Annotated in this window: 9 protein-coding genes and 2 tRNA genes; 8 read left to right on the top strand and 3 right to left on the bottom strand. The window is 61.1% G+C overall.

What is annotated here, in order from left to right:
- Nucleotides 1-67: 67 nt before the first annotated feature.
- From nudC to LDN75_RS16935, 3 genes are read left to right on the top strand one after another with little or no spacing between them, the layout of a single operon-like run.
- Nucleotides 68-1057: an NAD(+) diphosphatase gene (gene nudC, locus LDN75_RS16945; protein WP_223933680.1), complete on the top strand. Its 990-nt coding sequence runs from the start codon at nt 68-70 to the stop codon at nt 1055-1057.
- Entirely contained in the window at nt 1054-3186 is a 2133-nt protein-coding gene (locus tag LDN75_RS16940; RefSeq protein WP_223933679.1) for an ATP-dependent DNA helicase UvrD2, read from the top strand. Before nudC ends, LDN75_RS16940 begins: the two co-directional genes overlap by 4 nt.
- Nucleotides 3186-3821, top strand: a complete 636-nt coding sequence (locus tag LDN75_RS16935) for a M48 family metallopeptidase (RefSeq protein ID WP_223933677.1) — start codon at nt 3186-3188, stop codon at nt 3819-3821. The genes LDN75_RS16940 and LDN75_RS16935 overlap by 1 nt, the downstream gene beginning before the upstream one ends.
- Before the next feature lie 39 nt (nt 3822-3860).
- Here LDN75_RS16935 and LDN75_RS16930 read toward each other — a convergent pair whose 3' ends face one another.
- Nucleotides 3861-5312, bottom strand: a complete 1452-nt coding sequence (locus LDN75_RS16930; RefSeq protein WP_223933676.1) for a zinc-dependent metalloprotease — start codon at nt 5310-5312, stop codon at nt 3861-3863.
- 226 nt (nt 5313-5538) lie between these two features.
- On the opposite strand from LDN75_RS16930, the gene LDN75_RS16925 reads away from it, so the two are divergent.
- The 5 genes from LDN75_RS16925 (at nt 5539) to LDN75_RS16905 (ending at nt 11362) form a co-directional block, all read left to right on the top strand.
- Nucleotides 5539-6675: a S16 family serine protease gene (locus tag LDN75_RS16925; protein ID WP_223933674.1), complete on the top strand. Its 1137-nt coding sequence runs from the start codon at nt 5539-5541 to the stop codon at nt 6673-6675.
- Nucleotides 6676-6805: 130 nt separating this feature from the next.
- Entirely contained in the window at nt 6806-9802 is a 2997-nt protein-coding gene (locus tag LDN75_RS16920; protein WP_223933672.1) for a UPF0182 family protein, read from the top strand.
- A 207-nt stretch (nt 9803-10009) separates the two neighbouring features.
- A tRNA-Met gene (locus LDN75_RS16915) sits at nt 10010-10083 on the top strand.
- Nucleotides 10084-10334: 251 nt separating this feature from the next.
- A tRNA-Met gene (locus LDN75_RS16910) sits at nt 10335-10408 on the top strand.
- Nucleotides 10409-10564: 156 nt separating this feature from the next.
- On the top strand, nt 10565-11362 hold the full coding sequence (locus tag LDN75_RS16905) for a GntR family transcriptional regulator (protein ID WP_223933671.1): 798 nt from the start codon (nt 10565-10567) through the stop codon (nt 11360-11362).
- 99 nt (nt 11363-11461) lie between these two features.
- Here LDN75_RS16905 and LDN75_RS16900 read toward each other — a convergent pair whose 3' ends face one another.
- On the bottom strand, nt 11462-12253 hold the full coding sequence (locus LDN75_RS16900; protein WP_223933669.1) for a PspA/IM30 family protein: 792 nt from the start codon (nt 12251-12253) through the stop codon (nt 11462-11464).
- A gap of 99 nt (nt 12254-12352) precedes the next feature.
- Entirely contained in the window at nt 12353-14401 is a 2049-nt protein-coding gene (locus LDN75_RS16895) for a TPM domain-containing protein (protein WP_223933667.1), read from the bottom strand.
- Nucleotides 14402-14572: the final 171 nt, after the last annotated feature.

The raw sequence follows: 14572 nt of genomic DNA, 5'->3' as shown, positions 1-14572 counted from the left end.
GCGCGGTGATATGCACATGCGGCCGTTCCAAATGTTCTTTGTCGGTGCGAATCAGTACGGTAGATACATGAGTTATACGGAGTCGCCGGCGCTGGCCAACCACTTGATGGAAACTGTTCTTCCAGTGCGCCCGGCGTTGGTGGACCGAGGCTCCAGTGCGCGCATGAAGCCGGGCATGGTTGAGGACCTCATCGTCTCCGGCAAGGCCAAAGCGATGGTTATATCCCAACGCAAAGCGTTGGTGAACGCCGACGGACTCTGGTTCGGCGACGCCGGTCCACTCTGGGCCGCCCTCGGCGAGGCAGAGGCTGGCGCCGTGACTGCTATCTATTTGGGTATCACCTTGCGGGCCTCGTCCGTAGCCGAAGGTACTCCTGTTTTGCTGTTTACCGTCATGGAGCCACCCGCACCGGGGACAGCCCTGATCCCTTCCGATGCGGAATGGGCCGGGTTCCGGGAAGTTGCCGGACGTCTCGATGCTACTGACACCGCTTTGTTTATCGAAGCCAGTGCCATCTCCAACTGGCATGCGACGCATACGCACTGCCCGCAGTGCGGCACGCCGACTGATATTGAAACCGGGGGCTGGGTCCGGCGTTGTCCCAGGGACAACTCTGAACACTATCCGCGCACAGACCCCGCGATCATCGTTACCGTGGTGGGCCCTGATGGCCGGCTCCTGCTCGGCGGCGGCGGACCCGCCGATGCCAGGAACTACTCCACACTTGCTGGATTCGTTGAACCCGGGGAATCGCTTGAGCAGGCCGTTGTCCGTGAAATCGGCGAGGAAGTTGGTGTCCGCGTTACTGCGTGCCAGTATCTCGGTTCGCAGTCGTGGCCCTTCCCTGCCTCGCTCATGCTGGGCTTTACGGCAAAGACCGACGACGCCGTTGCCCGCCCTGACGGCGTGGAGGTCACCCGCGCGCGGTGGTTCAGCCGGGAAGAGTTGCAGGAGGCCGTGCTAAGTGGCGAGATCACCATTTCCACGCGCCTGTCGATTGCGCGCTCGCTGATTGAGCATTGGTACGGCGGCGTTATCGAAGACCTCCAGCCGTGACAGGTGGAATTTTCGACGCCGGCGGCTCACTCGAGGAGCGAATTCTCAGTGGTTTGGATGACGAGCAACGTGAAGTAGCCAGTACTCTCACCGGCCCCCTGTGCGTACTCGCAGGTGCAGGCACAGGCAAGACCCGCGCCATCACGCACCGTATCGCCTACGGGGTGCACTCAGGGGTGTATTCCCCACAAAGGTTGCTTGCTGTGACCTTCACTGCGAGGGCGGCGGCCGAAATGCGCAGCAGGCTTCGGGATCTTGGCGTGGCCAATGTGCAAGCGCGGACCTTCCACGCTGCCGCCCTGAGGCAGTTGCAGTTCTTCTGGCCCCAGGCGATCGGCGGGACCCTGCCTAGCCTGCTGGACCACAAGGCCAACATGATCGCTGAAGCCTCACGCAGACTTCGCCTCAGCACGGATCGCGCGTCCATCAGGGACTTGGCTGCAGAGATTGAGTGGGCCAAAGTGTCCATGCTGACACCGGCAAACTATTTGGAGAACGCACAAGGCCGCGGAACTCCGGGAGGCTTCGACCTTACGGCGGTGTCCAGGGTGTTCCAGGCGTATGAGGATATTAAGACCGACCGCAACGTCATTGACTTCGAAGACGTCCTGCTGATTACGGTTGGGATCCTCCAGGAGGATCCAAGAGTGGCAGCAACAGTCAGGGAGCAATACCGCCACTTCGTCGTCGACGAGTACCAGGACGTTTCACCGCTTCAGCAGCGGCTCCTGGATCTCTGGCTGGGTGGCCGTGACGAATTGTGCGTCGTAGGCGATGCCAGCCAGACCATCTACTCTTTTACCGGGGCTTCGCCCAAACATCTCCTGAATTTCAAGGCGCGCTATCCGGACGCCACTGTGGTCAAGCTCATCCGTGATTACCGGTCCACTCCACAGGTCGTCAAGCTGGCCAATGACCTCCTCGCGTCCAGGCGAAGTGGCGGACCAATCGCAGATGCCGCATGGGCGCCGCCGCTCAAGCTTGTGGCTCAGCGGCCAGCCGGCCCAGAGCCGCGGTTTATGGAATGTCCGGACGACGAAGCAGAGGCCGCGGTCGTTGCCGGCAGAATCCAGGAGCTACTCAATACGGGGGTCAAAGCCAGCGAGATCGCCATCTTGTTCCGCACCAACGGGCAATCGGAAGCTTACGAGCAAGCGTTGGCGTCGGCCGGGATCGGCTACCAGCTTCGCGGTGGAGAGAGGTTCTTCGCCCGCAAGGAGGTCCGGGATGCCATCCTGCAGTTGCGCGCCGCAACCAGGGCAGTGGCAGAAGGCCCCCCGGAGCCCTTGGGTCAGATTGTCCGTGACATTGTTGCTTCGCTTGGCTACAGCGAAGCCGCACCGCACAGTGGGGGAGCTCTTAGGGAGCGTTGGGAATCGCTGGCTGCCTTGGTGGCTTTGGCTGATGAGTTGTCGGTCAGCCGCGGAGAGTCCTTCACGTTGGCCGAGTTCGTCAACGAGCTCCAGGAACGTTCAGTAGCCCAGCATGCTCCCACGGTTCAGGGCGTGACCCTTGCTTCCCTTCACTCAGCAAAGGGCCTTGAATGGGATGCCGTGTTCTTGGTGGGCCTGAGCGAAGGACTTATGCCTATATCCTTCGCGGACACGCCAGAGGACGTCGATGAAGAGCGGCGATTGCTCTACGTCGGGATTACCCGTGCCCGTGAGCAGCTGAACCTCTCATGGTCCTCTGCGCGAACGCCGGGAGGCCGCGCCAACCGCAAGCCCTCGCGCTTCCTCGATGGACTCCGGCCGGATTCCGTGGCGTCTGCCAATGCCCGCAGCCGGGCAGGCTCCACGCGACGCAAAGCCGCCGCACCGGCGTCGTGCAGGGTGTGTGGAAGCATGCTTGCCTCCGGAGCCGAGCGGAAGGTGGGTCGCTGCAACCAGTGCCCACCCACCTATGAGGAACAGACTTTCGACGCCTTGAGGCAGTGGCGACTGGATGAAGCGCAAGCGGCCGACGTCCCCGCCTATGTGGTCTTCACTGATGCCACATTAACCGCCATTGCTGAAGCCCGGCCTGCATCGCTGGAGGAACTGGCGGGCTTGGCTGGGGTTGGGCCATCCAAACTGGAGCGCTATGGCGAAGCCGTCCTCGCAGTCCTGGCAGAGAGCACTAGCTTCTGATGCCGCACTCAACAGCCAGCGGCCCCGACGTTCCGAATCTCACCGACGACGGCGCTCCGGTCGTCGTTAGGCGCTCAGCCCGGCGGCGACGGACCGTGGCGGCGTTTTGGGAAGACGGTAACGCCGTAGTCGCGATTCCGGCCAGTTTTACCAAGTCGCAGGAACGCGAATGGGTGCGGCGCATGCTTGCGAAGCTTCAGAGGCAAGGGGAACGCCAGGCTGGCAAATCAGCTCGGCGCCGACCTGCCACCGATGAGGCCCTTGCCCAGCATGCGGCGCACCTTTCGAGGACCTACCTCGGAGGGCGGGCGGTCCCGTCGTCGGTCCGGTGGGTGACCAACCAGAACTCACGTTGGGGCTCGGCGACTCCTGCGGATGGCACCATCCGGCTTTCAAACAAGCTTCAATCGATGCCCCAGTGGGTCATCGATTACGTGCTCCTGCACGAACTGTCGCACTTGCTGGTAGCTGGACACAATGCGCATTTTTGGCGCCTGCTTGAGGCCTACCCCGAGACTCAGCGCGCCAAAGCGTTCTTGGAGGGGGTCGCCTTCGCGACGTCCCGGGGTCTCACCGGGGACCCTCATCAATCTGCCGAAACCGGCCCGGACGCGGACACCACGGGCTGGGAATGACGATGGTCGCCATGAAGTTCATGGCGACCATCCCAGACGCTAGTTCGATGGCGACTGCGGGCCTGCATTGCCTGAGTCGGGCCCGGCGTCGTCCGGGGAGCCCTCGTCTTGGGATCCCTCATCCTCGGATGCTGCGTCCCCCGGTACGTCATACCCACCGCTCAGGAGCTTCTGCAAAGCATCATCAACCTCGGTGTCGCTGGCCTCGGCGAGCCTGCGGCGTTCGGAGAAGCCCTTGGGGTCGTCCAGGTCTTCACCGGTGGGCAGGAGATCGGGGTGGTGCCAAATGGCGTCACGGCCCGCGATGCCCCGTTCAGCTTTCAGGGTAGCCCACAAAGTAGCGGCCTCCCGAAGCCTGCGTGGGCGCAACTCCAAACCTACAAGCGAAGAGAACGCATGTTCGGCAGGACCGCCTGTGGCACGGCGGCGGCGGACAGTTTCGCGCAGGGCCGTAGCCGACGGCAGTACCTTGTCCGTGGCTTCAGCAGTGAGTTCGTCTACCCACCCTTCCACAAGGGCCAACGCCGTTTCGAGCTTCTCAAGAGCGGCGGTCTGAACCGGCGTGCGCTCCGGCGTGAAGACACCTTGGGACAAGGCTTCCTGGATTCCTTCGGGATTACTGGGGTCCAGATCCCGGGCAAGGTCCTCGATACGGGACATGTCAATATGAATGCCTCGCGCATAGGCTTCGATAGCGCCGAGCAGGTGCCCGCGAAGCCATGGCACCTGCACGAACAGCCGGGCATGGGCTGCTTCGCGGACGGCAAGGAACAGCCGTACATCATTTTCGGGGAGGCTGAGGCCTTCCCCGAACTTGGCAACGTTGGCGGGGAGCAGAGCCATCTCCAGGTCAGCCAAGGGGACACCAATGTCCGTAGAACTGACTACCTCGGCCGAGAGTGCACCGATGGCCTGTCCCAGCTGCATCCCAAAAATGGCACCGCCCATGTTTTGCAGCATGGATGAGGCGCCGCCCATCATGGACTTCATTTCCTCGGGCATCTGCTGGGTGAGTGCGTTGGACAAGGCGTTGGCGATGCTGTTGGCGACTGGTTCTGTCAGCCGCTTCCAGGTTCCAAGCGTTGCCTCGACCCATTCTGCGCGGGACCACGCGCGGCCGATGAGCCCGGTGGCGGAAAGATCTGTCACAGGATCCAGCCACAGCTCGGCGAGCCGGAGTGCTTCATCGACCTCCCGGGCTTGATGGGCGTTGACGGAGGGGTCGCTCCCGGCGGCCGCCACGCGCCGCGCGTTCTCATGGGCCAGTTGCCAGTTCACTGGGCCCTCGGACGTTGAACTCATCATGGCCTGAACCTGCGCGAACATTTGCTGTAACAGCTGGGGGTCGTTGGGGAGCCCCGCAGCTTTGGCGAGTTCGGCGGGATCGATGTTGCCCATGCCCTGGCCGCCCATCAGGTTTTGCAGCATTTCCGCCAGCGGATCCTTGGGCGTCTCATCGTCATCTGACGGGTTGTTGGGATTGGAAGTCATGGTGCCGCCGATCGTCGAACTGGCTGGTGATCACTTTCACCGTACCGCGCGGTGGGAAGGCTGTCTGCCTGTGTGCGGCGTCGTTCGCTGTAGGCAAAGCATCCGCCACAACGTCCGACCGCGTAATGTGGATGTTTGGTATGTGCCCGTCGCCGCGGCCAGCGGCAGGAGCCAGAATACCGGACACGAAGCGCCGGTAAAGATGTACCGGTAAAGAGAGGCCTCAATGCTTACTTCGCCCAGCCCGGAGGGCTCGCTCGATCCGCGTCAAACGCCCGACGCCGATCCCTCCCCGGCGTCCCCGGAACCTCCCGGCAGCGGCCGGTACATGATCATGGTCGTTTCGGGCCTGCTGGCCCTGGGACTGGGGATCGGGGCCGCGGCGCTGCCTGTTCCCTACGTTGTTGAGTCTGCGGGACCCACCTTTAATACGTTGGGGCAGGACGGGGACAAACCGGTCATCAGCATTTCGGGTCACGAGTCCTTTCCGGCCAAGGGAAACCTGGACCTGACCACCGTCGTGATGGCTGGCGGTCCCAAGAGCCCTGCCACTATTTACGAAGTCTTCCGGGCCTGGTTGGACAAATCAAAAGCCATCTATCCCGAGGAACTGATCTATCCCAAAGGCACTACCGCCGAAGAGACGGTTCAGCAGGGCGAGATTGCGATGGAGACCTCACAGGAGAATGCTGTTGCCGCAGCTTTGCGGCAACTGGACATTCCGTTTGAGCAGCGGCTCAACGTGGCGGGACTCTCGGATCCGTCCCCTTCCGTGGGGAAGCTCCGGGAGGGTGACCGTTTGACATCAATTAATGGAAAGCCCATCTCCTCCCTCGGCGTGGTCCAGGCTGAACTGGCGGCCGGAAACGGCGCTCCGGCTGTGGTCGTCGTGGAGAGGAACGGTTCTTCCGTCACCGAGACGATAACGCCCACCAAGAATCCCGCCGGCCGCTACGTCCTGGGTATCCTGCTGGCCAGCGATTTCACTTTCCCGTTTGATGTGAAAATTTCTTTGGACAACGTGGGCGGTCCGAGCGCTGGAATGATGTTTGCCCTGGGAATCGTGGATAATCTCACGCCAGGGGACCTTACCGGAGGAAAGCATGTGGCCGGGACCGGAACCATCACCCCTGATGGAGCAGTGGGAGCCATTGGCGGCATTGCGCAGAAAATGATCGGCGCCCGTCAGCACGGGGCCACCATGTTCCTGGCTCCCGCCGCGAATTGTGCGGACGTGGTGGGGCACGTTCCTGATGGCCTGCAGGTAGTGAAGGTGGAAACGTTGGCCGACGCTACCGCGGCGGTGGAACGACTCGGTTCAGGACAAGACACGGCTGGCCTTCCCACCTGCGCAAACAACTAGACTGGCGGTGGAACTTAGCTCCACCGCCACTCGTGGCATATATGACGGACTCCGCCATCGCCCAGGGGCAGAGATCGTCGAACACGCGCACACCGACTTTTAACTGACGACCACCAATGAGGTACAGAGTTTGTCCCGTCCCGCCAGCTCCAACCCGCCCGGAAGATCGCCGCTGAGACGAGGTGCCCTGACTCCGACGCTCATCGTCGTGGCAGTGGCCGTCGTTGGATTCATTTTCTTCGCCAATGTGTGGACAGACGTCCTCTGGTACCAACAGCTTGGCTTCTTCGAAGTCTATGTCCGCGAGAACCTCGCCCGGATCGTCACCTTCCTGGTCGGGTTCGCCATGATGTTCGCCGCCGTTTACTTCGCAATCAGGATCGCCTACCACGCCCGGCCCGTTTACGCCCCGGATGCTGAGTCCCGCGACAACCTGAACCGTTACCAGGCCCAGCTTGAGCCTGTCCGCCGTGTGGTCATGATCGGCCTCCCCATCCTGTTCGGGCTCTTTGCCGGCAGCGCGGCGGCAAGCCAGTGGCAGAAAGTCCTCCTGTTCTTTAACCAGGAGCCCTTCGGTCAATCGGATCCGTTATTCAATCTGGACATCAGCTTCTACCTGATGTCGCTTCCGTTCCTTGGTTTTGTTACCGGATTCCTCATCAGCATCGCCGTAGTTGCTGGCATAGCGGGCATCCTTACCCACTACCTGTACGGAAGCATCCGGCTCATGGAGCGGGGTGTTTTCACCAGTCGTGCTGCCCAGATCCACATCGCTGTAACGGGCGCATTCTTCCTGTTGCTGCTCGGCGTTAATTTCTGGCTGGACAGGTACTCCACCGTGCAGAGCTCATCGGGCCGGTGGGCCGGCGCGTTGTACACGGACGTCAGTGCCGTCGTACCCACCAAGGCCATCCTGGCGGTTGCCGCCGGCCTGGTCGCGATTCTCTTTATCATTGCTGCGGTCATTGGCCGCTGGCGCCTGCCCGTGATCGGCACCGCGATGCTGATCATCACGGCCATCCTGGCCGGTGGCGTCTACCCGTGGGTTATTCAGCAATTCCAGGTGCGTCCGTCGGAGAACACCCTGGAAAGGGAATACATCGACCGCAACATTAAGATGACCCGGGCAGCCTACGGCTTGGACAAGATTGATGTCTCTGCCTATAACGCCACCACAACGGCCACAAGCGGAGCATTGGCAAAAGACGCCCAGACCGCGGCCAACATCCGCCTGCTGGATCCGAACCTCATCTCCTCGGCGTTCGCCCAGCTTGAGCAGTACCGTCCGTACTACCAGTTCCCCCAGACACTGAACGTGGACCGCTACACCGTGGACGGCAAAGTGCAGGACACCGTCATCGCTGTTCGCGAACTGAACCCGGACGGCCTGAGTGCAAACCAGCAGACCTGGGTCAACCGACACATCGTTTACACGCACGGCTACGGTGTTGTCGCAGCGAAGGGCAATAAGTTCACGGTTGATGGCAAGCCGGAATTCCTGCAATCAGGCATTCCGTCCAACGGCGTTCTCGGCAACGACACTTCGTACGAACCGCGTATCTACTTCGGCGAGAACTCTCCCGAATATTCGATCGTTGGCGCTCCGGAGGGTGCCCAGCATCGCGAACAGGACCGCCCAGCAGGTCGCGAAGGCGGGGGAGAAACCCAATACACCTTCACCGGCAACGGCGGGCCCATCGTGGGCAACTGGCTCAACCGTATTCTGTACTCCATTAAATTCCAGTCTTCGGACTTGCTGCTATCAGACGGCGTAAATGAGAAATCCCAGATTCTCTACGACCGGAATCCCCGCGAACGGGTTGAGAAGCTCGCCCCGTACCTGACTGTGGATGGCAACGCCTATCCGGCTGTCGTCGATGGTCGCGTGAAGTGGATCGTTGACGGTTACACCACCAGCCAGTACTTCCCATACTCACAACCTCAGCAGTTGCAGAACGCGACAGTTGATTCGCAGACCAGTGCGGGCCGGACGGTGACACTGCCCAACAGTTCGGTCAATTACATCCGCAACTCGGTCAAGGCCACGGTTGACGCATATGACGGTTCCGTCACGCTCTATGCCTGGGACGACCATGATCCTCTCCTGAAGGCTTGGCAGAAGGTGTTCCCTACCACCATCAAGCCCTACACAGAGATGTCCGGCGACCTCATGAGCCACGTCCGCTACCCGGAAGATCTTTTCAAGGTTCAGCGTGAACTCCTGGGGCGCTATCACGTCACCAACCCTGACAGCTTCTACCAAAACAACGATGCGTGGAGTGTTCCGAATGACCCCACAGTCTCGGAAGCCGTCAAGCAGCCGCCGTTCTACATGTCTCTGCAGATGCCTGACCAGGACAAGCCTGCTTTCCAGCTGACGTCATCCTTCATTCCGCAAACGGTCAACGGCAACGCAAGGAATATCCTCTACGGATTCCTGGCCGCCGATTCAGATGCCGGAAACGTCAAGGGAGTTAAAGCTGACAGCTACGGCAAGCTAAGGCTGTTGCAGCTTCCTACGGATACCCAGGTTCCTGGCCCAGGCCAGGCGCAGAACAAGTTCAACTCGGATCCCACGGTGTCGCAGGCGCTGAACTTGCTACGTCAGGGCGCATCCGACGTTTTGAACGGCAACCTGCTGACCCTGCCCGTGGGTGGCGGTCTGCTTTACGTCCAGCCCGTCTACCTGAAGTCGACGGGCGAGACCTCTTACCCCACCTTGCAGCGCGTACTTGTAGCCTTCGGCGACAAAATCGGCTTTGCAGCTACCTTGGATGAAGCCCTGGACCAGTTGTTCGGCGGTAACTCCGGTGCCAAGGCAGGAGACTCCGAGAACAACGGACAAACGCCCGCCACACCCCCTGGCACCACGACGCCACCTGCCGGACCTACGGATGCCAAAGCTGATCTCAAGGCGGCCCTGGACGAGGCCAACAAGGCAATCCAGGATGGCCAGGCCGCCCTGGCCAAGGGAGACTTCGCCGGCTATGGCCAGCAGCAGACCAAGCTGTCCGAGGCTCTCAAGAGGGCGATCGACGCCGAAACCCGCCTGGGCATTGCGCCGGAACCGACAGCGACGCCGAGTGCTACGCCAAGCGCCACGCCGTCGCCTTCGCCGAGCAGCTAACGCCCCGTGAATGAGTGACGGATCGTGATTTGGAAGGGCCGTTGCCCGCTCCTCCTGGAGCGCGCAACGGCCCTTCCTGTATGCAGAAAGCATCCGTGGAGGAAACGGTCCTTGGGAGGCAGGTTGGGCGATATTGTCGGGGGAGATGCACATCACGGTGCCAGGATTTGGTCTGCCATTCACCGGACGGTAATGTTGTTCTTGCGACGCGGGGTGGAGCAGTTCGGTAGCTCGCTGGGCTCATAACCCAGAGGTCACAGGTTCAAATCCTGTCCCCGCAACTGGAGAAAAGGTCCGGATCAGTTATTACTGATCCGGACCTTTTCTTTTGCTCGAACGTTTTTGTTTAGCCCGTACCTTGTCGATGATCCGGTTCCGCGTCCCCAACGAAGCAACGTGTCTCGAGTCGGAGCTGACAAGTGCAGGGCACCGGATGTGGTCTGCGGTCCAGCCCTCAAGAGAGTGATCTACGGCACCTTCGGGTGCGCATGGTCAGAAGCACTCTGTGGGTGCGGTAGAGTTGTTCTTGCGACGCGGGGTGGAGCAGTTCGGTAGCTCGCTGGGCTCATAACCCAGAGGTCACAGGTTCAAATCCTGTCCCCGCAACTGGAGAAAAGGTCCGGATCAGTATTCACTGATCCGGACCTTTTGTTTTGTTCTTCACTAGCTTTTGCTCGTCCTGCAGTAGGGGCCGCCCTTGCAGTGCCGGTGTTAGCATCGAATCCGGAATGGCGGCATGCCGGGAACGGATGGGAAGGCCGGATGGTCAAGGAAGACTTTAGCCAGGGCCTGGATCGGCAGGCCCTTCAAAGGGACAGCCCAGTAGCCGTGTACCAGCAGGTTGCAGACGTCCTGACGGATCAGGTCAGCCGGTTGGAACCGGGCTCACGGATCCCGACCGAAGAGTCGCTGATGGACGAGTACGGGATCAGTCGCACTACGGTCCGCAAGGCAATCGAAACCCTCGTTGTGAAGGGACTGCTTGTTCGCCGGCAGGGTAAGGGAACGTTCGTCATGGCCCAGCGTCCGGTCCGGATGCTGAACCGCTTGGCGCCCTTCATGGAGACGTTTACAGCGGCTGGGATGAAGACTGTCAAAGGCCTGATCGAATACAAGTGGATGGAGAAGGACAGGTCCGTGCCAGCCAAGCTGGTATCCGATGACAATCTCGTCCTGGTGATCCGTCGCTCCTATTCAAGTGGCGGGTGGCCTTATGCCATTGCGGAAATCTTCATCCCTTCCCACATTGGCCGTCACATCAGCCTCGCGGATGCTGAGCGCAATTCCATCTACCAGGTGATCCAGGACAGGACGTCCAAGCCACTCCAGCGGGCCGAGATCACGGTTACGATGCACGCCCCACCGGAGCACCTTGCCGATGCCCTGAATGTCCGTGAATTTCCCATGGTCCCGCGCTTGGAGCGGACCACTTTGGGGCCGCACGGTGAAGTCCTCGAATGCACGGTGACTTATTTCCACCCCAAAGGTTTCGAAATCCGTGCTGAAGTGGCCACAGACAGTGGTCCTAGCCAGGATCCTCTGGAGGCCTCTCCGCTCTAGGCAAGGTTGGCGACATAAACAGAATGGCCGGACCCTGGGAGGGATCCGGCCATTTGCATGGTTCAGGTGCACATCAGAGAGCAGTAAGGCCCTGCGTTGCTAGAGTTTGTCGAAGTCGGTTTCGTCAATGTTTGCACCGCTGGAGGCGGGGGCGCCGGCCCCGATGGCAGGCTTGCTGCCGCCAGACTCCTTCAGGGCCGCCAGGCGGGCGTCAATCTCGGTCTGCTCCCCAAGGTCCTCCAGCTGGTTGAACTGGGCATCCAAGCTGGATGCAGCAAGTTCCTGCTGGCCCAGCACCTTGGCTTCCTCCCGGCGAATCTTCTCTTCGAAGCGGCCAACTTCACTGGTTGGGTCCATGATGTCAATGCTCTTCAAGGCATCGTGCACCTGTGACTGCGCAGCGGCGGTCTTGGAACGGGCCACGAGTTCGTTGCGCTTCGCCGTGAGCTGGTTGAGCTTGTTCTTCATCTGGTCAAGCCCATTCTTGAGCTTGTCCACAACCTCGGTCTGGGACGCAATGCTGGGCTCCGCGGCCCTGGCTTCGGACTCTGCCGTCATCTGACGTTGGATGGCAACCTTGGCAAGGTTATCGAACTTCGTGGCATCCTCGGTGTCACCGGCAGCCCGGTACTCGTCCGCCTTGCGCGACGCGGCAAGGGCTTTGCTGCCCCAGTCCTGTGCGTTCTTGACGTCTTCGTTGTAGTCGGCCTGCAGCATGCGGAGGTTGCCGATGGTCTGAGCCACTGCAGACTCGGCCTCAGCAATGTTGTTCGTGTAGTCGCGGACCATCTGGTCCAGCATCTTCTGCGGGTCTTCAGCCTGGTCCAGCAAAGCGTTGATGTTTGCTTTGGCAAGCTGCGAGATCCGGCCGAAAATGGACTGCTTAACCATGGTGTTGCCTTTCGTCCTGCTCAGTGGAATCCACTGAAATCAGTGATCAGTTGTTGTACCGCTCCTAGATGGGGCATGGACCCCAGCTAAACTGTGTGGCTAGAAACTGCCGGAGTCGCCGCCGCCGAAGTCACCTCCGCCGCCGCCCCAGTCGCCGCCGCCGCCGTCGCCACCGAAGAATCCGCCGCCACCGCCGTCGCTGTGGCCGCCGCCCCAACCGCCACCACCGCTGTTGAAGATGGAGTTGATGAGGATGCCGCCGAGAATTGCGCCTCCAAGGCCGCCACCTCCGCCGCCGCCCCCGAACATTCCACCGCGGCCGTAGCCTTGATCGGCATAACCGAAGTGGTCGACGTCGGCCTGCGCCAGTTGTGCTGCCTGTGCAGCGAGTGAGTGGGCCTGCTGGGCGTAGGTCAACGCCGTTACAGGGTCATTGCGCGAGATCGACAAAGCGTAGTCGAGATTGCGTTGGGCCTCGGCGAGCCTGGTGCGGGCCTCAGTCCCAACGCCGCCCCGACGTGCCGTGATGTAATCCGAGGTCGCGCTGATCTGGGCCTGCGCCGCCATGATTGTCTGCTGCAAGGACGCTTGAGCGCGGCGGGCCTGCTCCTGCTGGTCCCGGATGCCGGACAGCGACTGATCAAGCGCTTGGTGTGCTGTTTCAACGCGGGTCAGCGTAGCAATGGGGTCGATCTTTCCACCTTGGATCTCAGTCTTGACCTGGGCAAGGGCCGCTTCCACGCCAGCTACCGGCCCTGCGAGTTCAGGATGTTCACCCGACTGGATCATGGCCCTGGCCTGCGCGAGGTCCTGGCTGGTCTCGGCAACAGCGCTTTCCAGGGAGGCGCGGGCCTCGTCAAGGTTGCCCGCCGTCTTGGATATCGCGTCGATCAGGACGTTCGTCTGGTGCAGGCTCTCTTCGGCAGCGCGAACCGCTACGGCAGCCAGGCTGTTTTCTCCCGCAGCCAGCTTTTCCTGAGCGGTAGTGGCAGCATTCTGAACGAACGCCAGGCGTTCCTTAGCCTGCAGGATATTGTCGGAGACCTGCGTCAACGCAGACTCGGCGTACTTGCTGCGCAGGGCTTCAAGGGACTGCTCTGCAGTGGCGATCCTGGAATCGGCCTCCCGGGCACCTGCCGTGACTGTTGCCAGGGCCTGTGGGGCCTTCTTCTCAAGCTCGCGGAGGGAGTCGAAGTCCGCCTTCTGGTCACGCAGTGATGCGAGGGCCGCCTCAGAACGGCGAATAATCTCTCCGAGCCACGTCCGCTGTTGTTCCTCGGTGTCCGGGATATGGTCGTCCAGCTGTTGCTGCAGCTTGAATGATTCGGTCATGTGGGCTTTGGCTTCCTGAAGAGCCTTGGTGAAGTTGCCGATCGCCGAATCACCGTACTGGGCCTGGGCGAATCCGAGTTCCTGTTCGCTGGATTTGATGGCGTCATCGGCTTCGATCAGCAACGAGCCGCTCTTCTGGCGCAGCTCCGGAATGCTCAGGCCTGCCAGGGGGTCAAGCTCTTCTCCTTGGGGGCCGTAGCTGGCACTGGATGCTTGGCCAGCCTTCTTGCGGCGATTTCGCAGGTAGAGATAGGTGGCTGCGCCGCCTGCTGCCACTACGCCCACACCGACGAGGACTCCGACACTGCCATTGCCGCTAGGCACGGTACCACTGCCGCCACCGGCGGCGTCGCCAATTGCTGCGGCTGTGTCAATCGCTGCCTGGGCATAGTCTTTCTTGCCGCCGCCCAGGTTGGCGGCAACGGCGTTCTGCGCGATGTTGGACTGCTTGGAGTAAATGGAACTTCCGGAGTTCAAGGCGAAGTTGTACTGGCCTGCAGTAGAGATTGCCAGAATGGCGTCGGCCTTGCCCATGCCCTTCTTGGTGGCTACGGCCCTAACCCATTCCGCAGGAGAAGAAGGGTTCTCAAAGGAGTTCACCGTGACCACGTACAAGTTGTATTTGTGGTCCTTGAGTGTCTTCTGGATGGCTTCCTGAACTTCGCCCTTGCGGCTGCCCAGGACGTTGGCATCATCCACGATGTTTTGGCCGGACGGTATGGTCACCGGATCTGCAGCCCAGGCGGCGCCGGCCGGGAGGGCCAACATTCCAGCCACGCCAATCACGGCGAGTACACGTTTCACTATTGACCGCATGTGCAACCCTTCAGCACGTCTGCGACTGGAACAAGGCGAACCAATCGTCACAGAATGCTCAGCGCCCCCACGCATGGTTTGTAAAGCCGCAGGTCGCTGTGGCAATTCCACTTGATTCTATGGTGCACCCCATACCCCGTCCACAGCGTTGAATATGCCACCAGCGAAACA

Source organism: Arthrobacter sp. StoSoilB5, assembly GCF_019977235.1.
Taxonomy (GTDB): Bacteria; Actinomycetota; Actinomycetes; order Actinomycetales; family Micrococcaceae; genus Arthrobacter.
The sequence above is the reverse complement of the archived record's forward strand: the minus strand, read 5'-3'. Positions and strand labels throughout refer to the sequence as shown.